The organism is Janthinobacterium sp. PAMC25594, from assembly GCF_019443505.1.
GTDB lineage: Bacteria > Pseudomonadota > Gammaproteobacteria > Burkholderiales > Burkholderiaceae_D > Janthinobacterium.
The window spans coordinates 24,620-48,580 of the sequence record NZ_CP080377.1; the positions used below are offsets into that span (position 1 = coordinate 24,620).

Here is a 23,961-nt window from a genome sequence, read left to right on the forward strand (position 1 = left end):
TGCGTGGGTGCTATCTTTGGAACCGGTTCCAAAATAAAAATATGAACATCAACAGGTAGTGGAGAGCAACCTTGGATTCAGTACGCGGCAATAAAAAAACAGTCTCCGGCGAGCCGGTCCGGCCCGTGACCATCGCCCAGGTGGCGCGCGAGGCGGGCGTTTCGAAGACCAGCGTGTCGCGCTTTCTCGGCGGTGAACTCGATGCTTTGTCCGAGAACATCCGCCAGCAGATCGAAAGCACGATCGCGCGCCTCGGCTACCAGCCGAACCAGATGGCGCGCGGCCTCAAGCGCGGACGCACGCGCCTGATCGGCATGGTCGTGGCCGATATGCTGAACCCTTACACGGTGGCGGTGCTGCAAGGCGTGGAAGCGGCCTGCCAGCAGCATGGCTATACCCTGATTTTATGTAACACCGGCAATGACGAACAGCGCGAACGCCAGTCGCTGGCCGCGCTGCGCTCGTACAGCGTGGAAGGGCTGATCGTCAACACGCAGGGGCGCAACATCCAATCGTCCGACTTGCAGCAGGCGGACATGCCCATCGTGCTGGTCGACCGCCGCATCGAGGGCACCGATTTCGACCTGGTGGGCCTGGACAATGTGCAGGCGGGCCGGCTGGCCACCGCGCACCTGATCGAGCAGGGTTTCGACGCCATCGCCTTCGTCGCGCCGCCTTTGACGGGCGTCAGTTCGCGCCTGATGCGCGCCGACGGTTTTCAGTCAGTGATGGCCGAGCATCCGGGCTGCGTGGGCGAAGTGCTGGCGGTGGACCTGGACGACCGGCCCGCCATCGACGCGCAGGTGCGTCACTGCCTGGCGCAGTGGCGCGGCCGCCGCGTGGCGCTGCTGGCCTCGAACGGCATGGTGGCGCTGGAACTGGCGCTGATGCTGCAGCGCCTGGCGTTGCGCATGCCGCAGGACGTGGGCTTGCTGGGCTTTGACGAATTGCCATGGTCGCCGCTGGCGGGCCTGAGCACGATCGAGCAGCAGACCTATGAAATCGGCTTTTCGGCGATGACGTGCATGTTGTCGCGCCTGCAGGGCGAGCAGTGCCCGCCGCGCGAGGTGCTGTTGCCCGGTAAGTTGATTGTGCGCAATTCCACCCAAGGCGGGGAAGTACGCAAGGGTAGCGACGCTTGAGGGGGGGGAGAGGGCGGATGCCCTTTTTTTTGGGAAGGTAATGGAACCGGTTTCATAGAAGATGTTCTCATTGGAAAGGGGCATGGATAGTCAGGCTGGGCAATGGTTGGCATGAAGTTGATATGACATGGCAAGAGACGATCTGAATCGTCCATTTGACAATATTTCCGGAAGTGCCTCGACGAGGCCGGTACCGGGATCACAGGAGACTGAAGCATGAAGATGACTACACTGTTTTATTCGAAGATCGTGGCTTGCGCGCTCGCAGCAACGTTTGCCCTCGGTGCGGCGGCCGATGCCGGCGCCCAGACGCTTGGCGACCTGATCAAGAAAGGCAAGCTGACCATCGGCGTGGTCAGCGGCACGCCGCCGTTTGGCAGCATCGACGCCAAGGGCGTGCCCGTCGGCTATGACGTCGACGTCGCCAACCTGATCGGCAAATATATGAACCTGCCCGTGGAAGTGGTGCCCCTGACGGCGCCGTCGCGCGTGCCGTCGCTGGAGTCAGGCAAGGTCGATTTCCTCGTGGCGACCCTGGCGCCCACGCCGGAACGGGCCAAGACCTTGATGTTCACCATGCCCTACAGCGCGTTTGAACTGGCGATCGTCGCGCCGGTGGGCGGCAAATTCAAGGTCCTGGCCGACTTGAAAGGCAAGAAAGTGGGCGTAACGCGCGGCACCACGAACGACACGGCGCTGAGCCGCCTGGCGCCGGCCGGCACCAATATCGTGCGTTTCGAGGATGATGCCACCGTCACCCAGGCCTTGCTCAGCAAGCAGGTCGACGCCGTCTCGATCCCCAGCACGATGGCGCTCGACATCATCAAGACGCGCGGCGCGGGCAAGATCGAGGTCCGTTTCACCTACTCGCTGCAGCCGAACTCGATGGCGGTGCGCCGCGGCGACTTCGAGCTGCACCAGTGGCTCAACAACTTCATCTACTACGTCAAGCTGAACGGCGAACTCGACGCAATCGCGCGCAAGTGGAGCGGCGCGCCGCTGCCAGCGCTGCCGACCTTCTGATACCGTAACCCGCACAGGGAAAGTGTTTGTCCGTACGGCGCGCCACCGTGGTGGCGTCGCCGGGGATGCGCACGCAGATAAGGAGTTGAGTATGCCGTATGAATTTCATTTTGAACTCGTCATGCAATCGCTGGACCGCCTGTTGTGGGGCGCGGCACTGACGATACGCCTGAGCGCCTTGTCTATGGTGCTGGGACTGGCGGTGGGCGTGTGCGCCGCCGTCATCCTGAAGAACGGTCCCGCCTATGCCCGCGCCGTGGTGCGCGCGTATGTCGAGATCATCCGCAGCACGCCGTTCCTGGTGCAGCTGTTCATCATTTACTTTGGCTTGCCGTCGCTGGGCTTGCAGCTCGACGCGAACGGCGCCGCGCTCGTCGCCATGACGGTCAACCTGGGCGCCTATGCGGCGGAAATCGTGCGCGCCGGCATCGGCGCCGTGCATCCCTCGCAGCTGGAAGCGGCGCAGGCGCTGGGCATGACGCGCTGGCAAGTGATGCGTCACGTGGTGCTGCTGCCGGCGCTGGAAAAAGTGTATCCGGCGCTGGCCAGCCAGTTCACCTTGATGATGCTCGCCTCGAGCGTGGTGTCGGCCATTTCCGCCGAAGAGCTGACCGCCGCCGCGCACCTGCTCGACTCGGAAACCTTCCGCAGCTTCGAGATCTACATCGTCGTGATGGTGCTGTACATCCTGCTGGCCCTGCTGTTCCGCTTCAGCTTCTGGGTGCTGGGCCAGATCGTCTTCAAACGCCGCCGCCGTCTGGGCGCGGCGCGCATGGGAGCATGACATGATCAGTGACTTTTCCTGGGATAACCTGCAATTTCTGCTCGAGGCCACGCGCTGGACCATCGGCCTGTCGCTGATCGTCTTCATCACGGGCGGCATCGCCGGCTTCGCCGTGGCGCTGCTGCGCACGACGCGCAGCCCGGTCCTGCGTTTCATCAGCGCCATGTACATCCAGCTGGTCCAGGGCACGCCCGTGCTGATCGTGCTGTTCCTTACCTATTACGGTCTGGCACTGTTCGGCTACAAGCTGTCGCCGATCATCGCGGCCGGCGCGGCGATGACGATCTTTGCCAGCGCCTATCTGGGCGAGATCTGGCGCGGCTGCATCGAAGGCGTGCAGCGGCAGCAGTGGGAGGCATCGGCCGCGCTGGCGCTGAACCGCTACCAGCAGCTGCGCTACGTCATCCTGCCGCAGGCGCTGCGCCATTCGCTGCCGCCGACGGTGGGCTTCATGGTGCAGATCATCAAGAATACCTCGATCACCTCGATCATCGGCGTGGTGGAACTGACGCGCGCAGGGCAACTGGTCAGCAACGCGACCTTCCTGCCCTTCATCGTCTTCCCCGTCGTCGCCCTGATCTACTTCGCGATGTGCTATCCGCTGTCGCGCTACAGCCATTCACTGGAAAGGAAATTCCATGCCCATCGTTGAAATCGACAATATCAGCAAGAGCTTCGGCGCCAATCACGTGCTCAAGGGCGTCTCGTTCGCCGTCGAGCGGGGGCAGGTGATCGCCGTGATCGGCCGCAGCGGTTCCGGCAAGAGCACCATGCTGCGCTGTATCAACGGCCTGGAAACCATCGACAGCGGCAGCATCGTCGTGGCCGGTCATACGCTGACGGCGCGCCAGGAGCATCTGCTCGACTTGCGCAAGGATGTCGGCATGGTTTTCCAGAGCTACAACCTGTTCCCCCACCTGACCGTGGAAGAAAACGTCATGCTGGCGCCGCGCATCGTCAAGAAGGTGCCCGACGCGCAAGGCCGCGCCACGGCGCTGCGCGTGCTCAAGCAGGTGGGCCTCGATCACAAGCGCGAGGCCTATCCCGAGCAGCTGTCGGGCGGCCAGCAGCAGCGCGTGGCGATCGCCCGTTCGCTGGCGATGGAGCCGCAGGTGATGCTGTTCGACGAAGTGACGTCGGCGCTCGACCCGGAACTGACGCAGGAAGTGCTGAAGGTGATGGAAGAGCTGGCGCAGGCCGGCATGACGATGCTGCTGGTGACGCACGAGATGGAGTTCGCGCGGCGCATGGCCCACGTCACCGTCTTCATGCATGAAGGGAAGGTGTGGGAGAGCGGGCCGTCGGAAGCGTTTTTCAGCAACCCGCAAACGCCCGAAGCGCGCCAGTTCGTCGGCGCGGGAGCGATCAAATGAGCCCCGTCCTGGTGGCGGCGTCGGCCTACGGCGCAAGCAGGGTAAGGCAGCTGGGGCAAAGCCATTTCATCGACGTGGTGGCCGATGCGGGCGGCGCCGGCATCGAGATTCGCCGCGAACTGTTCACCTCCGACCTGCCGGACCTGGCGCGCATGGGCGCGGCGGTGGCCGCGCGCGGCCTGTACTCGGTGTATTCCACGCCCATCGAATTGTGGGACGCGGACGGACTGCTGCGGCAGGAGCTGCTGCGGCAGATGCTGGACGAGGCGGCGCGCCTGGGGGCGCGCTACCTGAAGGTGTCGCTGGGCCATTACCCGGCCGCGCCGGACTTGCCGGCCTTGAAGGCCCAGCTGGCGGCCGCGCCCGTGGCGCTGCTGGTGGAAAACGACCAGACGGCCCATGGAGGCGCGCTGGCACCGATGGCGCGCTTCCTGGCTGCGGCGCGCGAGATCGGGCTGCCGGTGGGGCTGACCTTCGACATCGGCAACTGGCGCTGGGTGGGCGAGGATGCGCAGCAGGCGGCGCGCCTGCTGGCGCCGTACGTGCGCTATGTGCACTGCAAGGCCGTCCTGGAGGACGCGGGGCGGCTGTCGGCCTGCGCCGTCTCCGATGCCGATCCCGCATGGCGCGCCGTCTTCGCGCATTTCGCGCCGGGCGTGCAGCGGGCCATCGAATTTCCGCTGGAAGGCACCGACCTGGTGGCCGAAACGGGCCGCTACATCCAGATGCTGGAGGCCGCATGAGGGAACAAGAACTGCGCCAAAAGGAAATTCACGGGGTGCACGCGCTCGACGTCGTCACCTACGGCGAGGCGATGGCGATGTTCGTTGCCGAGGAAACGGGGGACCTGGCGGCCGTGGCGCATTTCACGCGCCGATTGGCCGGCGCCGAGACGAATGTCGCCATCGGCCTGGCGCGCCTGGGCTTGAAAGTCGGCTGGCTCAGCCGCGTGGGCGACGATTCCTTCGGCCGCTTCATCCGCGCCAGCGTGCAGGCCGAGGGCGTCGATTGCAGCCGGGTCGTCACCGTCGCCGGCCAGACCAGCGCCTTCCAGCTCAAGGCCCGGGCCGAGAACGGCGCCGATCCGATGGTCGAGTACTTCCGCAAGGGTTCCGCCGCCAGCCGGCTGGCGCCCGAGCACTTCGACCCCGCCTATTTCCTGTCGGCGCGCCATCTGCACGCCACGGGCGTGGCGGCGGCGCTGTCCGCCACCAGCCTGGCGTTTGCCGGCCAGGCCATCGACTTCATGCGCGAGCATGGCCGCACGGTGTCGTTCGACCCGAACCTGCGGCCCACGCTGTGGCCATCGCAAGCCGTCATGGTCGAGCAGATCAACCGCCTCGCCTGCAAGGCCGACTGGGTGCTGCCCGGCCTGGGAGAGGGAAAAATCCTCACCGGCCACGACTTGCCGCACGACATCGCCGGCTTTTATCTGCAGCGCGGCGCGCGCCTGGTGGTCATCAAGCTGGGCGCCGATGGCGCCTATTACCGCACGGCCGATGGCGACAGCGGCACGGTGCCGGGCGAGCGCGTGGCCAATGTGGTCGACACGGTGGGCGCCGGCGACGGCTTCGCGGCCGGCCTGGTCAGCGCCTTGCTGGAAGGCTTGCCGCTGGCGCAGGCGGTAGGGCGCGCCAACCGGGTCGGCGCCTTCGCCATCCAGGTGGCCGGCGACATGGAAGGCTTGCCGACCCGCGCCCAGCTCGACGCGCTGGTCCCATCTTGAATCGAACAGGGGAAAACTCGTGAAAAAACATGTGGTTGTGTATAAAAAACTGGCCGAGCCGCTGCTGGCGCGCCTGCGCGCCGAATGCGAGGTGACGTACTTCGAGGCGATCGATGCGGGCAACCGCGCCGCGTTCGCCGCCGCCATCCGCGGCGCGCATGGCTTGCTGGGCGCCAGCGTGCGCCTGGACCGCGAACTGCTGGACCCGGCCTTGGACCTGCGCATCATTTCCACCATATCGGTGGGCGTCGACCAGTTCGACGTCGATTACCTGCGCGAACGGGGCATCTTGCTGGCCAATACGCCGGACGTGCTGACGGAAACGACGGCCGACACGATCTTCGCGTTGATCCTGGCCAGCGCGCGGAGGGTCGTCGAACTGGCCGAATTCGTCAAGGCGGGGCGCTGGACGCGCAGCGTGGGCGAAAGCCAGTATGGCGTCAACGTGCACGGCAAAACCATCGGCATGCTGGGCATGGGCCGCATCGGCCGCGCCGTCGCCCGCCGCGCCGCGCTGGGCTTCGGCATGCAGGTGCTGTACGTGAACGGCGAAGCCGTGCCCGAGGTGGAAGCGGCGCTGGGCGCGCACCAGGTGGCGCTCGATCACTTGCTGGCCAAGTCGGATTTCGTCTGCGTCGTGCTGCCGCTAACGGCGCAGACGGAACGCATGATGGGCCGGCGCGAATTCGCGCTGATGCGCCCCGGCGCCATCTTCATCAACGGCTCGCGCGGGCGCATCGTCGACGAGGCGGCGCTGATCGAGGCGCTGCAGCAGGGCACCATCCACGGCGCCGGTCTCGACGTGTTCGAGCGCGAACCGCTGGCGCCGGACAATCCGCTGCCCGGCATGGCCAATGTGGTGGCGCTGCCGCATATCGGCTCGGCCACGCACGAAACGCGCTACGCCATGGCGCAGCAGGCGGTGGACAATTTGCTGGCCGGCCTGCGCGGCGAGCGTCCGCGCCACCTGGTCAGCTAAGAATAGCATTTGAAAAAATAGACAGGGCAAGACATGAAGAACAAGGTAGCAAGAGCAATGATCATCGGCGCGGGCGCCTGCGGCGGCCTGTGCTCGGCGCAGTCAAACGTGGCCATGTACGGCATCGCGGACCTGGGTGTGGTGTCCGAGAGCGGCGGCCCCGGCGGCAGGGTACTCAAGCTGACCAGCGGCATCGCCAACGGTTCGCGGCTCGGTTTCAAGGGCAGCGAAGACCTGGGCGGCGGCATGACGGCGATCTTTACGATGGATGCGGGCATCCTGGCCGACACGGGCGCTTCGGCCCAGGGCGGCCTGCTGTTCGGACGCCAGGCCTTCATCGGCCTCGCCGGCGCGGCGGGCACCTTGCGGCTGGGCCGCCAGTACACCTTCATCGATTCCAGCCTGGGCGCGCTGGACCCGTTCTACCTGGGTTTTGCTGGCAGGATGAGCAATGTCTTCACGGCCGGCTACATCAGCCGCGTCGACAACAGCATCACCTACAGCTCGCCCGTGCGCGGGGGCTTGTCCGGCGAACTGGCGTACGGCTTCGGCGAAGTGCCCGGCGACGCGGCTGCCAGGCGCTACATGGGCGCGGCGGCCACCTATGCCAGCGGGCCGCTGTATGTGCGCATGGCGCACCAGGACGCCAACACCTTGTCAACCGCGCTGGTGGCGGGGACGGCGAGAAACACGGTGCTGGGCGCCACCTGGGACTTCGGCGTGGTCAAGGCGCATGGCGCCGTCGCCGTCAGCAAGAGCACGGCGGGCGCCGCCACCACGGTCGACAGCGCGGACCTGATGCTGGGCGCCACCGTGCCGGTGGGCCCGCACCGCGTCCTGTTCTCGTACGTGCGGCGCGATGACCGGCGCGCCGCCAACGGCGACGCTACCCAGATCGGCATCGGCTACACCTACGCGCTGTCGAAGCGCAGCACCTTGTATGCGGCCTACGCGCATATCGACAACCGCAACGGCGCCGCCTACCTGGTGGGCAACGCCACCGACAACGGCACCGGCAACCAGGCCTGGAACCTGGGCCTGCGCCACACTTTTTAACGGGAGAATCGAATGAAGAAGATCGGATGGATTTTGGTCGGCGCCAGCACCGTGGCGCGCGAATGGATGGTCGATGCGATCCGCCAGCAGGGCGATGCGGAGGTGCTGGCCGTGGTCAGCCGGGACGCCGCGCGCGGCGCCGCCTTTGCCGGGCAGTTCGGCATCGCCGCCAGTTATACAGACCTCGATGCGGCGCTGGCCCATCCGGGCGCGGATGCCGTGTACATCAGCACCACCAACGAATGGCATATGGCGCAGACCTTGCAGGCGGCGCGCGCCGGCAAGCACGTGCTGTGCGAGAAGCCGCTGGCGCTGAACCTGGACGACGCCCGCCGCATGGTCGACGGCTGCGCCGAAGCGGGCGTGGTGCTGGGGATTAACCACCACCTGCGCAACGCCGCCACGCACGGCAAGGTGCGCGAGCTGATACGCGCGGGCGAGATCGGCCAGCCCCTGTATTGCCGCGTGCTGCACGCGAACAACCTGCCGCAGCACCTGCGCGGCTGGCGCCTGGACGCGCCGGAGTCGGGCGGCGTCACGCTCGACATGTTCGTGCACGACGTCGACACCCTGCGCTTCCTGCTCGATTCGGAGCCGCGCCACGTCACGGCCTGCGCCACCAGCGGCGGCATGACGGTGGCCGGGCTGGAAGAGGGCCTGATGGCCGTCATCGAGTTCGACAACGGCACCCTGGTGCAGGTGCACGACGCATACAACGCGCCGCATTCGCTGTCCGGCGTGGAAATCATCGGCAGCAAGGGCACCATCTTCGCCACCGGCGTCATGACGCAGCGCCCCGTCGGCAGCGTCTGCCTGACGCGCGACGACGGCAGCGTCGACATCCCCGTCGAGCATGAAAACCTGTACGTGCGCTCGGTGCGCGCCTTCCAGCGCGCCATGCGCGGCGACGGGCAGCCGGCCGCCACCGGCGACGACGGCATGCGCGCGCTGGCCACGGCGCTGGCGGCGCAGCAGGCCAGCCGCAGCCACCAGCGCGTGACCCTGGCCGGCTGATAGCTGGCCGCACAAGTAAAAAAGCCGCCTGATCGCAAAATCAGGCGGCTTTTTATCGGCTTGCGTCCGGGATTAGTCTTCGCGGCGCAAATGCGGGAACAGCAAGACATCGCGGATGTTCGGCGAATCCGTGATGATCATCATCAGGCGGTCGATGCCGATGCCGCAGCCGCCGGCTGGCGGCATGCCGTATTCCAGCGCGCGGATGTAGTCGGCGTCGTAGAACATCGCCTCTTCATCGCCGGCGTCCTTGGCGGCGACTTGCGCCAGGAAGCGGGCCGACTGGTCTTCCGCATCGTTCAACTCGGAGAAGCCGTTGGCGATCTCGCGGCCCACCATGAACAGTTCAAAGCGTTCGGTGATGCCGGCCACCGTGTCGGAAGCGCGCGCCAGTGGCGACACTTCGACCGGATAGTCGATGATGTAGGTCGGTTCCCACAGCTGCGCTTCCGCCGTCTCTTCGAACAGCGCCAGTTGCAGCGCGCCCAGGCCGGCCGTGGCGAACGGCTTGACGCCGAATTTCTTCAGCTCTTCCTTGATGAATTCGGCATCGTTCAACTGCTCGGCTGTGTAGCCCGGCGCGTACTTGTTGATCGCTTCGACGATGGTCAGGCGGTGGAACGGTTTTGCCAAATCGAGTTCGCGGCCGCCGTAGGTCAGGGTGGCGGTGCCGTGCGCGTCGATGGCGGCCTGGCGGATGACGGCTTCCGTGAAATCCATCAGCCATTTGTAGTCGGTGTAGGCCGCGTAGAATTCCATCATCGTGAATTCAGGGTTGTGACGGATCGACACGCCTTCGTTACGGAAGTTGCGGTTGATTTCGAACACTCGGTCGAAGCCGCCCACCACCAGGCGCTTCAGGTACAGCTCGGGCGCGATGCGCAGGAACATTTGCATGTCCAGCGCATTGTGGTGCGTGATGAACGGCTTGGCCGCCGCGCCGCCCGGGATCGTGTGCAGCATCGGCGTTTCCACTTCCATGAACTCGTTCTTTTCCATGAAGCGGCGGATCGACGAGATGGCGGCGGTACGCGCCTTGAAGGTGCGGCGCGTCTCTTCGTTCATGATCAGGTCGACGTAGCGCTGGCGGTACTTCGTTTCCTGATCGGCCAGGCCGTGGAATTTGTCCGGCAGCGGGCGCAGCGACTTGGTGATCAGGCGCAGTTGCGTGACCTTGATGGTCAGTTCGTCCGTCTTGGTCTTGAACAGCGTGCCCGTCACGCCCAGGATATCGCCCAGGTCATAGTGGTGCAGGGCGGCCATGGCCGCTTCGCCGGTGAGATCAAGCGTGGCGTAGATCTGGATGCGGCCGTCGGCTTTCGGGCCGGAAGCGTCTTGCAGCGTGGCGAAGGCGGCTTTCTTGCCCGCTTCGCGCTTGAGCATCATGCGGCCGGCCAGCACCACGGTGACAGGTTCGGCTTCCAGCTCTTCGCGCGTCTTGCTGCCGTATTGCGCGTGCAGATCGGCCGCCTTGTGCTCGGGGCGGAAATCGTTCGGGAAGGCGATGCCTTGTTCGCGCAGTGCGGCCAGCTTGACGCGGCGCTCGGCGATGATCTTGTTTTCATCGGGGGCGGCGGCTTGTTCTTGGATATCCGTAGTCATGGTGTTCTTCGTTGGTGATGATTGATGATGTGGTGCCAGCGCTGGCGCCACGCTGGCAAACAGTGCGTCGACGTCGAGTGCGGAGAAATCCGGCACGATGGCAATGACGTTGTCGAAGGCGGCAAACGCTTCGGCCGGCAGGGTGGTGGTGAGCACCACGACGCGCATGCCGGCACGGCGCGCCGCTTCCACGCCCAGGGGCGCGTCTTCAAAGACGATGCAGTTGTGCGGCAGCGCGCCGGCCAGCTGCGCGCCTTTCAGGAAAACGTCCGGGTGCGGCTTGCCCCGTTCCACGTCGGCGGCGCCGACGATGGCGTCGAAGCGGTGGCGCAGCTCCAGGCCGTCGAGCGTGAACGCGATGTTCTCGTCCGGCGCGGCGGTGCCCACCACCAGTCCCACTCCAGCCTGGCGCGCGCTGGCGATCAGCCGGTCGAAGCCAAGCACCGTGGCCAGGTGCGGGGCATACAGTTCGCGGTAGACGACTTCCTTTTCAGCCAGCAGGGTGACGTGGTCGGCGTCCGCGCCCAGGTACTGGGCGATGATTTCGTGTCCCTGCCGTCCTGCCGTGTCGCGGAAAAAGGCATCCGCATCCAGCGCATGGCCGTGGCGTTCAAAGAACGCCAGCCACGATGTCGTGTGGAAGGCCATGTTGTCGACGATCGTGCCATCCATGTCGAACAGGAAGGCGCGCTGCGCCAGCGCCGGAGCGGATGCATTCATCCTTATACGCCTTGCTTGAGCGAGGCGGAAATGAACTCGTCGATGTCGCCATCGAGCACGCCCTTGGTATTGCCCGTCTCGAAACCGGTGCGCAAGTCCTTGATGCGGGACTGGTCCAGCACGTAGGAGCGGATCTGGTGGCCCCAGCCCACGTCCGTTTTCGAGTCTTCCAGCTTTTGCTGCTCGCTCATGCGCTTGCGCAGTTCATGCTCGTACAGTTTGGCTTTCAGCATTTCCATCGCTTCGGCGCGGTTGCGGTGCTGCGAACGGTCGTTCTGGCACTGCACCACGATGCCGGTCGGCGCATGGGTCATGCGGACGGCGGAGTCGGTCTTGTTGATGTGCTGACCGCCGGCGCCCGACGCGCGGTAGGTATCGACGCGGATATCGGCCGGGTTGACGTCGATCTCGATCGAATCGTCGACTTCGGGATACACGAACAGCGACGTAAACGAGGTGTGGCGGCCGTTGGCCGAGTCGAACGGCGACTTGCGCACCAGGCGGTGCACGCCCGTTTCCGTGCGCAGGAAGCCGTAGGCGTGATCGCCCTCGACCTTCAGGGTGGCCGTCTTGATGCCGGCGACCTCGCCGTCGGACTGCTCGAGGATTTCGACCTTGAAGCCCTTGCGTTCGCAATAGCGCAGGTACTGGCGCAGCAGCATCGAAGCCCAGTCCTGGGCTTCCGTACCGCCGGCGCCGGCCTGGATGTCGATGAAGCAGTTGTTCGGGTCCATCGGATTGTTGAACATCCGGCGGAACTCCATGCTCTCGATGACCTTGCGGATTTCCTGCACGTCCTGCTCGATCGCTTCCAGCGTCTCGTCGTCGCCTTCTTCGCGGGCCATGTCGAACAGGTCGCGGGTGTCGCGCAGGTCGGCATCGGCCTTGGTCAGCGTGAAGACGATCGCTTCCAGCGCCTTCTTCTCTTTACCGAGGTCCTGGGCGCGCTTGGGATCGTTCCAGACGGTTGGATCTTCCAGCTCTTCGTTGACTTGCTCTAGTTTCTCCGACTTGACAGTGAAGTCAAAGATACCTCCGAAGTTCGGCTTCGCGGACCGTCAGGTCGTTCAGCAGGGCGGAGATGATATTGAGGCGTTCGGCTTCCATAATGTTCTGGTCTTCTATGGTGAAATCAAACCTTGGATTATACGCGAGCGTTGCCGGTTTCCGCTGCCGCTGCGGCGCAATTGCTGTTGCAGGAGACAATAAAATCGTCATTTTGCTGTATTTGCGACAATATTTTTGCCTTGAAGATGGCTGGCGTGCTGCGTATGATGCTGGCGATATTGTCTTTCCACAGGAACATCTCATGTGCCACCCCCTGCGCCAACTTCCCCGTCTCGCCCTGTTACCGCTGCTGCTGGCCGGCTGCGGCGCCTTGCCGCCCGCCGCCACCACCGGGCCTACCCTGGCCGCATCGGCCGCGCCGGCGGGCAGCACGGCCACGCTGGCCCTGCTGGAGACGACGGACTTGCACGCGAATGTGCTCAGTTATGATTACTACAAGCTGCAGGCGGAACCGTCGATCGGCCTGGAACGCACGGCGGCGCTGATCGCCCAGGCGCGCGCGCAATTTCCGAACAACCTGTTGCTCGACAACGGCGACACCATCCAGGGCACGGCGCTGGCCGACTACCAGGCATTGGTCAAACCGCTGGCCTGCGACCAGACCCTGGCCATCTACAAGGCGATGAATCTGCTGAAGGTCGATGGCGGCGGCATCGGCAACCATGAATTCAACTATGGCCTGGCCTTTTTGAACCAGGTGACGGGCAACCAGTTCGACGTCGACAGCGTCGATGCCGGCAAGCCGCGCTGCGCCGGCCCCGCGTTCCCGCAAGTGCTGGCCAATGTCTACAGCGTCAGGACGGGCCAGCCCCTGTTTGCGCCCTATCACATCATCGACAAGCAGATCACGGCGGCCGGCCCCGACGGCAAACCGGTAACCAGCAGCGTGAAGGTCGGCATCATCAGCTTTGCGCCGCCCACCATCATGGCGTGGGACAAGCGCTGGCTGGAAGGGCGCGTCTACACGCAGGGCGTGCGCGAGACGGCGGAAAAATTCATCCCCGAGATGCGCGCCCGGGGCGCCGAGCTGGTGGTGGCCATTTCGCACGGCGGCCTCGATGACAGCCCATATTCGCCGACCATGGAAAACGGCAATTACTACCTGTCGCAGGTGCCGGGCGTGGATGCCATGCTGATCGGCCATTCGCACCAGCTGTTCCCGAACGCGACCAGCACGGTGCCGCAGTTTAATTTGCCCGGCGTCGACAAGGTCAAGGGATTGGTCAACGGCGTGCCTACCGTGATGGCCAATTTGTGGGGCAAGCACCTGGGCGTGATCGGCTTGCGCCTGCGCCACGACGGCAAGCAGTGGCTCATCGACAAGAGCGCCACCACGGTGGAAGCGCGCGGCATCCAGAACGCGGATAAAAGCTATGTGACGCCCGATGCGGCCATCGCCAGGCTGGTGGCCGAGGAGCACGCGGCGACGATCGCCTACGTGCAGACGCCGGTCGGCGCCACGGATTTCCGCATGTCGACGTATTTCGCCGACGTGGGCGACGTCAGCGCCATCGAAGTGGTGAACCAGGCGCAATCGGGTTATCTTGCCGCGTACGTCAAGGCGAACCTGCCGCAGTACGCGCACTTGCCCGTGCTGTCGATGTCGTCGCCGTTCAAGAGCGGTTCGGCCGGCGTATCCGACTACACGGATGTCAAGGCGGGCAATGTGGCGCTGAACAACGCGGCCGACCTGTATTTATATCCGAACGCGCTGTACGGCGTGAAGATGAATGGCGCGGAACTGAAAGCCTGGCTGGAACAGTCGGCGCGGCGCTTCAATACCATCGATCCGAACAAGCTGGAAGCGCAGGAGCTGGTCAACACGGCCCACCCCAGCTACAACTTCGACGCCATCACCAGCGCCGATGTGCGCTACCAGATCGACGTCACGCAGCCGCCGGGCCGGCGCATCCAGGCGCTGACGTACAAGGGCAGGCCGGTGGACGCAGGCCAGGAATTCCTCATCGCGACAAATAATTACCGCGCCAGCGGCGGCGGCAATTTCCCTGGCCTCGACGGCAGCAAGACGGTGGTGGCCTCGCCCGACAACAACCGCGAACTCTTGATCGCCTACGTCACGCAAGAGAAAAACCTGACGCGGGCGAAAAACGGCTCGGCGCGCAGCTGGCGCTTCGCCAAAGCCGCCACGAAAGGCCCGGTGGTGTTCCACTCCGCGCCGAACGTGATCGAGCTGGCCAAAGCGGCCGGCATCACCACTGTGACGCAGCTGAAGCCTGATGATGGCGCGGGCAAGGGTTTTGCGCTGTATCAGATCGATCTGTCGCAGTGAAGCGGCAAGCGTGGCTGCTGGTGCTGCTATTGGCCGTGGCGCCGCTGGCGTGGGCAGGCGCGGATGCCGTGACCACGGTGACGCAGGCCAAGGCGCTGATGCGCACCGGCCCCGCCGGGCAGCCGCAGGCGCGCGTCTTGTTTGAAACAGCGGCAGGGCAGGGCAGCGGTGCCGCCGCGTATTACCTGGGCCTGATGCTGAAAAACGGCATGGGTGGCGCGCAGGACAGCGCCGCCGCCTCGCGCTGGCTGGAATTGGCGGCACAGCGCCAGGTGGCGCCCGCCATGTTCATCCTGGCTAACATGCTGCTGGCCGGGGACGAGGCCAGGGCGCGCTTCTGGCTCGATGCGGCCTGCGACGCCGACTACCCGGAAGCGCTGCTGCAAAAGTCCGTCGCCCTGAGCGAGGGGCGGATGGGTTATGCCCACCACGAGGCGCAAGCGGCCCTGTTCCTGAAAATGGCCGAACACGCGATGGGGCATCGGCAGCCCGAGCCGTGATGCATTGAGCGTGCAGGCCGGACTAGGCTGCGCCGGGTTTGGCCCGCAGATGGTTCGCCGCTTCGACCACGGCCAGCGGATTGCGCGACAGCAGGGCGCCGGCCAGGTCGAGCAGGCCGGCGGCGGCCTTGATGGCCGCTTTCGTATCATGGATGTCGGCCACCGTTTGCTTGCCGTGTTCGATGGCCGCATTCACGTTGGCCACGGCCTGCTGCGCACCCTGGTTGATCATATAAATACCCTGGGCGCGGAAAAACGCCACCATCTGGTCGAGATGGATTTCAATTTGCCGCAGATCCTGCAGCACCTGTCGCGGCACCGACGTCAGTGCGTTGTTCAGGCGCACGCGCAGTTCGAGCACCTGGTTCGATGCCTGCGCCAGCCTGTCGGCGATGTCGTCGACTTGTTTCTCATCAAGGGCGATAAGCGTGTTCATGTTGGCCTCCTACCAGGGTGCGGGGGAATACTGCGTGGCTTGGCGCTGCAGGACGTCGACCTGGCTGGCAAAGGCATTGAGCTGGCGCGCCAGGCCGGGATCTTGCATGGGCTTGGCGCGCAGGGCGCTGATGCTGCGTTGGAGTTCCGTGATGGCTGCGGCATAGGCTTCGACGAGTTTGCCCCGTTCGCGCAACTGCCGGCTGTCCAGGTAGAGCTTGGCCTTCAGGTAGCTGCTGGCCAGCGGTTCCCGGGCGGCGGCGGCGTCGAGCGCGCCGTTCAGGGTGGCGATGGTCATGTTCTCGTCGCGCAGATTGGCCTGGTAATTGGCTTGCGCGAAGGTCTTGAGCGCATCGCTGATGATATAAATATCTTCTTCGCGCTCGAGCAATGCGCGGATGCCCGCCGCCTGCTTGCGCTGTGTCGCGACGCGGCTCAGCAAGTCGCTCAACTGCACGACCTTGCCCAGCTTGTCGGCATCGAGCAAGGGCGTGCCGCCGCTCGATTGCAGGGCCGCCAGCGATGTGCCCAGCGCGCCGATGTCATCGTTGTAGTCAGACAGGCTGTCGTTGGCCAGCGCCGCCAGCACGCTGGCATAGCGTTGTAGCACATTGTTCAGCTCGGCGGATCCGGCCAGCGCCTGTGCATACGCCATGCAACTGTCCGTGGCGGCCTGTTCTGTATCCTGCGGCGCGTACGGGCGGTCGACGATGAGTCCCTTGCGCCGCATATTATTGGTGCAGCTGTGCATGGAGTGCCCCAGCATCGGCGTAAACGTGGCGGTAACGGCCGTGGTTTGCCCCGCAAATTGCTCGACAGGCTTGAAATTCTGGCAGCCGCTGCTCAGGACTCCCGCCAGCAGGCATGCACAGAGTGTAGTGATCGACTGGCGCATAGAGCCTCCAATTGAATGGATCAGATTGCCTTGCCCAGGCCGGATGACCTTGGTTCCACGACCTTAGCACCGGGAGCGCGCGCCGGCCTTGCGACAGATCAGGACGGGCCGCCAGCGGCGCAGGGGGCCGTGCCAGCGGTGTTTCAGAAAGGAACATCATGTGCCACTGCGTCATATGTTCCTTACAGAAGACTGACAATCGACCAAGCAATTGGGCGTTTTACACATGCTGCGATGCGTCATATGTATCTGTTGCTGCTGTCAGATTACTCACCTACAATGTTTTATCGATGGGGCGGTTATCCAGCGTACGACTATAAAAAAAAATGTTGTATTAAAGGAGATGACAAATGAATTTCAAACAGAAATTGCTCGTTGCAAGTCTGGTGCTGGGTTTCTCTCAATCCGCTTTCGCAGCCGAACCCATCAAGATCGGCGTGTCCGGTCCGTTCACGGGCGGCTCCGCGCCGATGGGCGTGTCGATGCGCGACGGCGTCAAGCTGGCCGTCGCTGAAATCAATGCCAAAGGCGGCGTGCTGGGCCGTTCGCTGTTGCTGATCGAGCGCGACGACGAAGCGAAGAACGAACGGGGCGTGCAAATTGCCCAGGAACTGATCAACAAGGAAAAAGTCGCCGCCACCGTCGGCTATATCAACACGGGCGTGGCCCTGGCTTCGCAGCGCTTCTACCAGGAAGCCAAGATTCCCGTCATGAACAATGTGGCGACCGGCTCCATCGTCACCAAGCAGTTCGCCGACCAGCCGGAAAACTACATCTTCCGCAATGCGGCCAATGACACCATCCAGTCCGGCATGATCGTGCACGAGGCGATCGAGAACCGCAAGTTCAAGAAAGTGGCGATCCTCGCCGACTCGACCAACTATGGCCAGCTGGGCCGCGAAGACCTGGAAAAGGCGCTGGAAAAGAAAGGCGTCAAGCCCGTCGCCATTGAAAAATACAATATCAAGGACGTCGACATGACGGCCCAGCTGCTGAAAGCCAAGCAGGCTGGCGCGGAAGTGGTGCTGACCTACGGCATCGGCCCGGAACTGGCGCAGATCGCCAACGGCATGGAAAAACTGGGCTGGAAAGTGCCGCTGATCGGCAGCTGGACCCTGGCCATGGGTAACTTCATCGACAACGCCGGCAAGAACGGCAATGGCACGCGCATGCCGCAAACCTTCATCCAGGATGCCAGTACGCCGAAGCGCAAGGCCTTCATCGACGCCTACGTGGCTGCCTACAAGCCGTCAGGCGGACGCATGCCGTCGGCCGTCTCGGCTGCGCAAGGCTACGATTCCATCTACCTGCTGGCCGCGGCCTTCAAGCAGGCGGGCGGCACCGATGGCCCGAAAGTGCGCGCCGCGCTGGAAAACCTGACGGACAAGGTGGAAGGCGCCGTGACGACCTACAACAAACCGTTCAGCAAGACCAACCATGAAGCCATCACGGCCGAAGTGACCGTGTTTGGCGAAGTCAAGGACGGCAAGGTCGTCCTCGCCAAGTAATCGCTGCGGACATTCGCCGCGCAATGGCCAGCCTTGAGGAATCAGGACTGGCCATTTTTTCATCTTTCGTCTTCCGGGGAATACCATGGAAATCTTCCTGCAGCTTGTCTTCAGCGGCATCGCGCTGGGCATGATCTATGCCGTTATCGCCTTCGGCTACCAGCTGACCTTCGCCACTTCCGGCACCCTCAATTTCGGCCAGGGCGAGTCCCTGATGCTGGGGGCGCTGGTGGGCCTTTCGCTGGTGGGCACCATCCACGGCGGCCCTTACATGAGCTATCTCCTGATGATCCCCATCGTCATCGCCTTCGGCGCCTTGCAGGGCGTGTTCGTCGAATGGATAGGCGTGCGGCCTGCCATCAAGATCAAGTCCGAATTCGGCTGGATCATGTCGACCATCGCGCTGGCCATCATTTTCAAGAACGTGGCGGAAAATATCTGGGGCAAGGACGACCTGACCTTCCCGTCGCCGCTCTCGGCCGCGCCATTCAAGGTACTGGGCGCGAACGTGCAGCCGATGCAGGTGGCCGTCATCGTCGGCGCGCTGGCCATCATGCTGGCCGTCGAGCTGTTCAACCGCAAGTCGATTTACGGCAAGGCCGTGGTGGCGACGGCCAATGACCGCGACGCGGCCGGCCTGATGGGCATCAACACGGGCATGGTGATCACCTTTTCGTATGCGCTGTCGTCGGCCACGGCCGCCTTCGCGGGCGTGCTGGTGGCGCCCCTGACCCTGACCGGCGCCACCATGGGTGCGTCCCTGGGCCTGAAAGCGTTCGCGGTGGCCATCATCGGCGGGTTGACCTCGGGCATGGGCGCCGTCGTCGGCGGCCTGATCCTGGGCATCGCCGAGACCACCACCGGCTATTACATTTCCACCGGCTACAAGGAAGTGCCAGGCCTGCTGCTGTTGCTGCTGGTGCTGGCCGTCAAGCCGTCCGGCCTGTTCGGCAAAGCCGCGATCAAGAAAGTCTGAGGATCACATGAACAAGAAATTCACCATGCTGGCGCTGAGCGCGGCGGGCCTGGCCGCGCTCGTGCTGTTCCCCATCCTTATCCCGAATCCCTACTACATCCACCTGGCCGAAACCATCCTGATCTACGCCATCCTGCTGTTCGGCCTCGACATCGTCGTCGGCTACACGGGGCAGGTGTCGCTGGGCCACGCGGGCCTGTTCGGCATCGGCTCGTATGCCACGGGCGTGCTGGTGTTCAAGCTGGGCCTGTCGTTCTGGCTGGCCATTCCCGCCAGCATCGTCGGCGCGGCCCTGTTTGGCGCCATCCTGGCCTTGCCGGCCCTGCGCGTGACGGGACCGTACCTGGCCATGGTCACGCTCGCCTTCGGCACCATCATACAAATCCTGATCAATGAAATGAGCTTCCTGACGGAAGGCCCGATGGGCATCAAGATCCACAAGCCCGTCCTGTTCGGCCACAGATTGAGCGAGGTGGAGTACTACTACATGGTCGCCGCGCTGATGGTGATCTCGCTGGTGGTGGTGCACCGCATCCTGAAGTCGAACCTGGGGCGGGCGTTTGAAGCATTGCGGGACAGCCCCATCGCCTCGGATTGCATGGGCGTGTCCGTGTATCGCTATAAAGTGTATGCGTTTGTCATCAGCGCCGGCTTCGCGGGCCTGGCCGGCAGCCTGTATGCGTATTCGGAAGAATATATCTCGCCCAATACCTACAACTTCGAGCTGACGATCCTGTTCCTGCTGGCCGTCATCATGGGCGGGCGCAAGACGCGCTCGGGCGCCTTGATCGGCGCCCTGATCGTCGTCATGCTGCCCAGTTTGCTGGCGGACATCGAGTTGTTCCGCAAGATCGCTGTCGCCGCCGCCGTGCTGGGCGTGATCGGCTCGGCCTTCATGCTGGCCAAGAAGCGCTCCACCGTGCGCGGCGTGCTCGTGCCGCTGGTCGCCACCATCGGCCTGGCCGCGTATTCCTATAAACTGGACAATATGATCGACTGGCGCCTGACCATCTTCGGCCTGATGACCTTATTTGTCGTCTATTACCTGCAGGACGGCATCGTCGGCTTCCTGATGAGTTTTGTGGGCAAGGGCCGGCGCCATGTGCAGGCCGTCGCTTCGCACGGCGTGGCGCCTTTTGACCACGCCCAGGGCGGCCAGCGCGGCGAAACGCTGCTGCGCGTGGACCAGGCCCTGATGCAGTTCGGCGGCCTGAAAGCGCTGAACCAGGTGGACTTGAACGTCACGCAAGGCTCCGTGCACGGCTTGATCGGGCCGAACGGCTCGGGCAAGAGCACGATGATGAACGTGCTGACGGGCATCTACAAGCCGACGGCGGGCAAGGTCGAATTTGCGGGCGCCGTCATTTCCGGCCGCACGCCGTCCGAAATCGCCCTGGGCGGCGTGGCGCGCACCTTCCAGAACGTGCAGCTGTTCGGCGAGATGACGGCCACCGAAAACGTGCTGGTGGGCTTGCACAATACCTTCAAGTCGAACGTGCTGGACGTGATGCTGCACACGCCGCGCTACAAGCGCGAAGAGAAGGCCGCGCGCGAGCGGGCCGCCAGCATCCTCGAATTCGTCGGCCTGGCGGACCTGGCCAACGAAGAGGCGCGCAATCTGCCGTACGGCAAGCAGCGGCTGCTGGAAATCGGCCGCGCGCTGGGCCTCAACCCGCGCCTGCTGCTGCTCGACGAACCGGCGGCGGGCCTGACGGCGCCCGACATCAAGGAGCTGATGGCCATCATCCGCAAGATCCGCGACCACGGCATCACCATCATCCTGATCGAGCACCACATGGACGTGGTGATGGCCCTGTCGGACGTGGTGACGGTGCTGGACTTCGGCCAGAAGATCGCCGAAGGCGCACCCGCGCTTGTCCAGAGCGATCCGAAAGTGATCGAAGCCTACCTGGGCGGCAGCGCCGACACCCTGAGCCCTGCGGCGCACTGAGAGGAACCATCATGCTGACTATCTCCAATCTGCACGCCGCCTACGGCAAAGTCGAAGTCCTGCACGGCATTTCGCTGGAAGTCCCGAAGGGCAAGCTGGTGACCCTGATCGGCTCGAACGGCGCCGGCAAGACCACCACCATGCGCGCCATTTCCGGCATGTTGAAACCCAAATCGGGCAGCGTCACCCTGGGCGGCAAGGATGTCACGGGGCTCGATTCGCACCGCATCGCGCGCGCGGGCCTGGCCCACTCGCCGGAAGGGCGGCGCGTGTTCGCCTCGATGTCGGTGACGGACAACCTGCTGCTGGGCGCCTTTCCCCGCTTTACGCGCGCGCGCCCGAAAGGCGACATCAAGGGCGACCTGGACAAGGCCCTGGAGCTGTTCCCCCGCCTGAAGGAGCGGCGCGACCAGCTGGCCGGCACCTTGTCGGGCGGCGAACAGCAGATGCTGGCCATGGCCCGCGCCGTCATGCTGAACCCGGAAGTGATCCTGCTCGACGAACCGTCGATGGGCCTGGCGCCGATCCTGGTGGAGGAAGTGTTCCGCATCATCACGCGCCTGAAAGGCGAAGGCGTGACCATGCTGCTGGTGGAGCAATTCGCCGCCGCCGCCCTGAACGTGGCCGATTACGGCTACGTGCTGGAAAACGGCAGCATCTCCGTGCACGGCCCGGCCGAGAGCCTGAAGACCGATCCGAAGGTGATCGCCGCGTATCTGGGGGGAGGGCATTGAGAGGACGTTGGACGCGCGTGCTCCAGCTCCCGCACTGACGATGGTGTCAGTGCGGGAGATTAATTGGTCGTGTCAAATCATGGCTTGACGTATTTGCTTCGATCACCGCAGCGGCACGCTTGCGCCGGACCTGCCTGAATTCAAACCCGACGATACCGTCGCCTTCACCGACGAGTACCTGGCGAACGCGTCGGCACCATCCCCAAACTTGCTCCCTGCTCCCTGCCGTGCGACGGCGAGCGATGGCGCGTGGCGCCGTCACTGCTGCGGGAAATCATCGATTCAGAACGTAGCGCTTACCGTCAAATCGACCAGAAACTGCCTGATCGACGCGCCGTTTGTGCATTTGGCGCGCCAAACTCGCCAGGAAAGCGAATCGATGAGCACTTTCTTAATATAAAAAATAAAGATGGTCAAGTTGTAGAACGGAACTGTTACAGTGTAGGAACTATTAAATTAATATTTGGCAACTTTGCCGCCCACCGCTGATGATGTGATCGAGAGGATCTTTTGCGCGCCAAACTCCTGCCCCTGACTCTGCTGCTGTTGATCCAGAACGCGTACGCCGTCGATCCCCCCAGCGCCGGCAGCCAGCTGCAGCAGATTCCTGTCGCGCCCCAGTTGCCGAAGGCGCCGCCGGCCATCCGCGTGCAGCAGGGCAATGTGCCGGCCACCACGGTGGGCGATACCACGCGCATCACGGTGCGGCGCCTGCAGGTGACGGCGCCGCCCGTCTTTGCCGAGAGCGAACTGCTCGCGGCCACGGGTTTCGTGCCCGGCAGCGAGCTGACCCTGGGCGAGCTGCGCGCCATGGCCAGCAAGATTGCCAGCTATTACCAGAACCGCGGCTATTTCCTCGCGCAGGCGTATCTGCCCGCGCAAGATATCCACGATGGCGTCGTCGTTATCGATGTGCTGCCGGGCCGGTATGGCCAGGTGCAGCTGCGCAACCAGAGCAATCTGTCCGACGGCCTGGCGGGCACGATATTGGCCGGTCTCGACGGGCAAGTGATTTCCACGCCGCCGCTGGAGCGGCGCTTGCTGCTGCTGTCGGATTTACCTGGCGTGCAGGTCAGCTCGACCCTGGCGCCGGGCGCATCCCTGGGCGCGTCCGACCTCATCGTCGAGGTGCAGCCGGGATCGCGTTTCAACGGCAGCATCGACGTCGATAACCAGGGCAACCGCTACACGGGCCGCAACCGCATCGGCGCCACCTTGAACATCAATGAACTGGCCGGCATCGGCGACGTGGCCAGCGTGCGCGCGTTTACCTCGGCCGACGGCTTGAACTATGGCCGTCTGGCGTACCAGGGCCAGGCCGGGTTGCTGCGCCTGGGCGGCGCTTACACGTATATGGATTACAAGCTGGGCAAGGAATTTGCCGTGCTCGACGCCAAGGGCACGGCGAAGATCGCCAGCGCGTATGGCAGTTATCCGCTGATCCGCTCGCGCGGCAGCAACCTGTATGCGCAGGTCAGCTACGACGACAAGACGTTCCAGGACCGCACGGAATCGACGGGTACGGTCAACGACAAGACGGCCAGCGTGTGGATGCTGAACCTGAACGGCGACGCCAAGGATGGCTGGGGTGGCGGTGGCGTGAGCACGTATTCCATCACTTACACCACGGGCAAGATCGCAATCGAGACGCCGCTCGCCTTGCGGCTCGACCAGCTGACGGTGAAGAGCAACGGCCACTTCAACAAGCTCGCCTTCAACGCGGCGCGCGTGCAAAGCCTGGGCGGCGAGACGAGCTTGTTCGGCAGCCTCAGCGGCCAGGCCGCGTCGAAAAACCTCGATGTCTCGGAAAAGATGGGCATCGGCGGCGTGGGCGGCGTGCGCGCCTATCCGGGCGGCGAGGCGTATGGCGACCAGGGTTACGTGCTGAATGTGGAATTGCGGCACAACTTGCCGGCGTTCACTGCCGTGGCTGGTCAGCTGCAAGTGCTGGCCTTTGCCGACACGGGCAGCGTCAAGCTGAACCGCGACGCGTGGAGCGCCGGCGAGAACCGCCGCACCCTGAGCGGCGCCGGCGTGGGCGTGACGTGGACGGGCGCCAATGCGCTCGTCCTGAAAGCGTATTACGCGCACAAGCTGGGCAATGCCAAGGCGACGTCCGCACCGGACTCCGCCGGCCGCTTCTGGCTGCAAGCCGTCAAGTACTTCTAATTAATACAAGCTCAAA

Annotated in this window: 22 protein-coding genes and 1 pseudogene; 17 read left to right on the plus strand and 6 right to left on the minus strand. The window is 64.2% G+C overall.

The annotated features are described in order from the left end of the window. Positions 1–71: 71 nt before the first annotated feature. The 10 genes from KY494_RS00095 to KY494_RS00140 all read left to right on the plus strand — a co-directional run bounded on the left by KY494_RS00095 (position 72) and on the right by KY494_RS00140 (position 9,097). Complete coding sequence (locus tag KY494_RS00095; protein WP_219889395.1) at positions 72–1,142, plus strand: LacI family DNA-binding transcriptional regulator; 1,071 nt, start codon at positions 72–74, stop codon at positions 1,140–1,142. A gap of 216 nt (positions 1,143–1,358) precedes the next feature. Continuing rightward, a complete protein-coding gene (locus KY494_RS00100; RefSeq protein ID WP_219889396.1) occupies positions 1,359–2,165 on the plus strand; it encodes a transporter substrate-binding domain-containing protein in 807 nt (268 codons plus the stop codon). A 91-nt stretch (positions 2,166–2,256) separates the two neighbouring features. Continuing rightward, positions 2,257–2,949, plus strand: a complete 693-nt coding sequence (locus KY494_RS00105; protein ID WP_099403128.1) for an amino acid ABC transporter permease — start codon at positions 2,257–2,259, stop codon at positions 2,947–2,949. Between the two features lies 1 nt (position 2,950). Continuing rightward, entirely contained in the window at positions 2,951–3,601 is a 651-nt protein-coding gene (locus tag KY494_RS00110; RefSeq protein WP_219889397.1) for an amino acid ABC transporter permease, read from the plus strand. Then, positions 3,588–4,322 carry an amino acid ABC transporter ATP-binding protein gene (locus KY494_RS00115; RefSeq protein ID WP_219136499.1) on the plus strand — a complete coding sequence of 245 codons (735 nt, stop codon included), beginning with the start codon at positions 3,588–3,590 and terminating at the stop codon, positions 4,320–4,322. Before KY494_RS00110 ends, KY494_RS00115 begins: the two co-directional genes overlap by 14 nt. Next, a complete protein-coding gene (locus tag KY494_RS00120; protein ID WP_219889398.1) occupies positions 4,319–5,065 on the plus strand; it encodes a sugar phosphate isomerase/epimerase in 747 nt (248 codons plus the stop codon). The genes KY494_RS00115 and KY494_RS00120 overlap by 4 nt, the downstream gene beginning before the upstream one ends. Then, positions 5,062–6,048, plus strand: a complete 987-nt coding sequence (locus KY494_RS00125) for a sugar kinase (protein ID WP_219889399.1) — start codon at positions 5,062–5,064, stop codon at positions 6,046–6,048. The genes KY494_RS00120 and KY494_RS00125 overlap by 4 nt, the downstream gene beginning before the upstream one ends. Before the next feature lie 19 nt (positions 6,049–6,067). Beyond that, on the plus strand, positions 6,068–7,027 hold the full coding sequence (locus tag KY494_RS00130) for a D-glycerate dehydrogenase (protein WP_219889400.1): 960 nt from the start codon (positions 6,068–6,070) through the stop codon (positions 7,025–7,027). Positions 7,028–7,060: 33 nt separating this feature from the next. Then, positions 7,061–8,083, plus strand: coding sequence for a porin (locus KY494_RS00135; RefSeq protein ID WP_219889401.1), 1,023 nt, complete (start codon positions 7,061–7,063; stop codon positions 8,081–8,083). A gap of 12 nt (positions 8,084–8,095) precedes the next feature. Next, positions 8,096–9,097, plus strand: a complete 1,002-nt coding sequence (locus KY494_RS00140) for a Gfo/Idh/MocA family protein (RefSeq protein ID WP_219889402.1) — start codon at positions 8,096–8,098, stop codon at positions 9,095–9,097. A 72-nt stretch (positions 9,098–9,169) separates the two neighbouring features. On the opposite strand, the gene lysS is transcribed toward KY494_RS00140, so the two are convergent. The 4 genes and pseudogenes from lysS to KY494_RS00155 all read right to left on the minus strand — a co-directional run bounded on the left by lysS (position 9,170) and on the right by KY494_RS00155 (position 12,637). Continuing rightward, the gene (gene lysS, locus KY494_RS00145) at positions 9,170–10,699 is read right to left on the minus strand and encodes a lysine--tRNA ligase (RefSeq protein WP_116744792.1); all 1,530 of its coding nucleotides are present in this window, start codon (positions 10,697–10,699) and stop codon (positions 9,170–9,172) included. A 213-nt stretch (positions 10,700–10,912) separates the two neighbouring features. Continuing rightward, positions 10,913–11,419 (minus strand): annotated as a pseudogene (locus tag KY494_RS29525) (HAD family hydrolase); the annotation flags it as partial. Positions 11,420–11,421: 2 nt separating this feature from the next. Continuing rightward, positions 11,422–12,526, minus strand: a protein-coding gene (gene prfB, locus KY494_RS00150; protein WP_219136492.1) for a peptide chain release factor 2 whose coding sequence is annotated in 2 segments (ribosomal slippage) — positions 11,422–12,444 and positions 12,446–12,526 — 1,104 coding nt in all. Because the reading frame shifts where the segments join, the coding sequence is not laid out codon by codon here. Further along, positions 12,443–12,637 carry a hypothetical protein gene (locus KY494_RS00155; protein ID WP_219891803.1) on the minus strand — a complete coding sequence of 65 codons (195 nt, stop codon included), beginning with the start codon at positions 12,635–12,637 and terminating at the stop codon, positions 12,443–12,445. Before KY494_RS00155 ends, prfB begins: the two co-directional genes overlap by 84 nt. Before the next feature lie 91 nt (positions 12,638–12,728). On the opposite strand from KY494_RS00155, the gene KY494_RS00160 reads away from it, so the two are divergent. Beyond that, positions 12,729–14,777 carry a bifunctional 2',3'-cyclic-nucleotide 2'-phosphodiesterase/3'-nucleotidase gene (locus tag KY494_RS00160; RefSeq protein WP_219889404.1) on the plus strand — a complete coding sequence of 683 codons (2,049 nt, stop codon included), beginning with the start codon at positions 12,729–12,731 and terminating at the stop codon, positions 14,775–14,777. After that, positions 14,774–15,277: a tetratricopeptide repeat protein gene (locus tag KY494_RS00165; protein WP_219889405.1), complete on the plus strand. Its 504-nt coding sequence runs from the start codon at positions 14,774–14,776 to the stop codon at positions 15,275–15,277. The genes KY494_RS00160 and KY494_RS00165 overlap by 4 nt, the downstream gene beginning before the upstream one ends. 22 nt (positions 15,278–15,299) lie before the next feature. Here KY494_RS00165 and KY494_RS00170 read toward each other — a convergent pair whose 3' ends face one another. Further along, positions 15,300–15,713, minus strand: coding sequence for a hypothetical protein (locus KY494_RS00170; protein ID WP_219136489.1), 414 nt, complete (start codon positions 15,711–15,713; stop codon positions 15,300–15,302). Between the two features lie 9 nt (positions 15,714–15,722). After that, positions 15,723–16,607 (minus strand): hypothetical protein, encoded by an 885-nt coding sequence (locus KY494_RS00175; protein WP_219136488.1) that lies wholly within the window; start codon positions 16,605–16,607, stop codon positions 15,723–15,725. A 350-nt stretch (positions 16,608–16,957) separates the two neighbouring features. On the opposite strand from KY494_RS00175, the gene KY494_RS00180 reads away from it, so the two are divergent. The 5 genes from KY494_RS00180 (at position 16,958) to KY494_RS00200 (ending at position 23,945) form a co-directional block, all read left to right on the plus strand. Next, the gene (locus KY494_RS00180; protein WP_219136487.1) at positions 16,958–18,115 is read left to right on the plus strand and encodes an ABC transporter substrate-binding protein; all 1,158 of its coding nucleotides are present in this window, start codon (positions 16,958–16,960) and stop codon (positions 18,113–18,115) included. Positions 18,116–18,200: 85 nt separating this feature from the next. Then, positions 18,201–19,091 (plus strand): branched-chain amino acid ABC transporter permease, encoded by an 891-nt coding sequence (locus tag KY494_RS00185; RefSeq protein ID WP_219136486.1) that lies wholly within the window; start codon positions 18,201–18,203, stop codon positions 19,089–19,091. A 7-nt stretch (positions 19,092–19,098) separates the two neighbouring features. Further along, on the plus strand, positions 19,099–21,042 hold the full coding sequence (locus tag KY494_RS00190; protein ID WP_219889406.1) for an ATP-binding cassette domain-containing protein: 1,944 nt from the start codon (positions 19,099–19,101) through the stop codon (positions 21,040–21,042). An 11-nt stretch (positions 21,043–21,053) separates the two neighbouring features. Continuing rightward, complete coding sequence (locus tag KY494_RS00195; protein ID WP_219137212.1) at positions 21,054–21,776, plus strand: ABC transporter ATP-binding protein; 723 nt, start codon at positions 21,054–21,056, stop codon at positions 21,774–21,776. A gap of 510 nt (positions 21,777–22,286) precedes the next feature. After that, positions 22,287–23,945: a ShlB/FhaC/HecB family hemolysin secretion/activation protein gene (locus KY494_RS00200; RefSeq protein WP_219889407.1), complete on the plus strand. Its 1,659-nt coding sequence runs from the start codon at positions 22,287–22,289 to the stop codon at positions 23,943–23,945. Positions 23,946–23,961: the final 16 nt, after the last annotated feature.

Bases quoted from the DNA above. Each gene is read 5' to 3' on its own strand.
- KY494_RS00100 (WP_219889396.1), top strand. From the start codon at position 1,359: ATGAAGATGACTACACTGTTTTATTCGAAGATCGTGGCTTGCGCGCTC.
- KY494_RS00105 (WP_099403128.1), top strand. From the start codon at position 2,257: ATGCCGTATGAATTTCATTTTGAACTCGTCATGCAATCGCTGGACCGC.
- KY494_RS00110 (WP_219889397.1), top strand. From the start codon at position 2,951: ATGATCAGTGACTTTTCCTGGGATAACCTGCAATTTCTGCTCGAGGCC.
- KY494_RS00115 (WP_219136499.1), top strand. From the start codon at position 3,588: ATGCCCATCGTTGAAATCGACAATATCAGCAAGAGCTTCGGCGCCAAT.
- KY494_RS00120 (WP_219889398.1), top strand. From the start codon at position 4,319: ATGAGCCCCGTCCTGGTGGCGGCGTCGGCCTACGGCGCAAGCAGGGTA.
- KY494_RS00125 (WP_219889399.1), top strand. From the start codon at position 5,062: ATGAGGGAACAAGAACTGCGCCAAAAGGAAATTCACGGGGTGCACGCG.
- KY494_RS00135 (WP_219889401.1), top strand. From the start codon at position 7,061: ATGAAGAACAAGGTAGCAAGAGCAATGATCATCGGCGCGGGCGCCTGC.
- KY494_RS00140 (WP_219889402.1), top strand. From the start codon at position 8,096: ATGAAGAAGATCGGATGGATTTTGGTCGGCGCCAGCACCGTGGCGCGC.
- lysS (WP_116744792.1), bottom strand. From the start codon at position 10,699: ATGACTACGGATATCCAAGAACAAGCCGCCGCCCCCGATGAAAACAAG.
- KY494_RS00155 (WP_219891803.1), bottom strand. From the start codon at position 12,637: ATGACGATTTTATTGTCTCCTGCAACAGCAATTGCGCCGCAGCGGCAG.
- KY494_RS00160 (WP_219889404.1), top strand. From the start codon at position 12,729: ATGTGCCACCCCCTGCGCCAACTTCCCCGTCTCGCCCTGTTACCGCTG.
- KY494_RS00170 (WP_219136489.1), bottom strand. From the start codon at position 15,713: ATGAACACGCTTATCGCCCTTGATGAGAAACAAGTCGACGACATCGCC.
- KY494_RS00175 (WP_219136488.1), bottom strand. From the start codon at position 16,607: ATGCGCCAGTCGATCACTACACTCTGTGCATGCCTGCTGGCGGGAGTC.
- KY494_RS00180 (WP_219136487.1), top strand. From the start codon at position 16,958: ATGAATTTCAAACAGAAATTGCTCGTTGCAAGTCTGGTGCTGGGTTTC.
- KY494_RS00185 (WP_219136486.1), top strand. From the start codon at position 18,201: ATGGAAATCTTCCTGCAGCTTGTCTTCAGCGGCATCGCGCTGGGCATG.
- KY494_RS00190 (WP_219889406.1), top strand. From the start codon at position 19,099: ATGAACAAGAAATTCACCATGCTGGCGCTGAGCGCGGCGGGCCTGGCC.
- KY494_RS00195 (WP_219137212.1), top strand. From the start codon at position 21,054: ATGCTGACTATCTCCAATCTGCACGCCGCCTACGGCAAAGTCGAAGTC.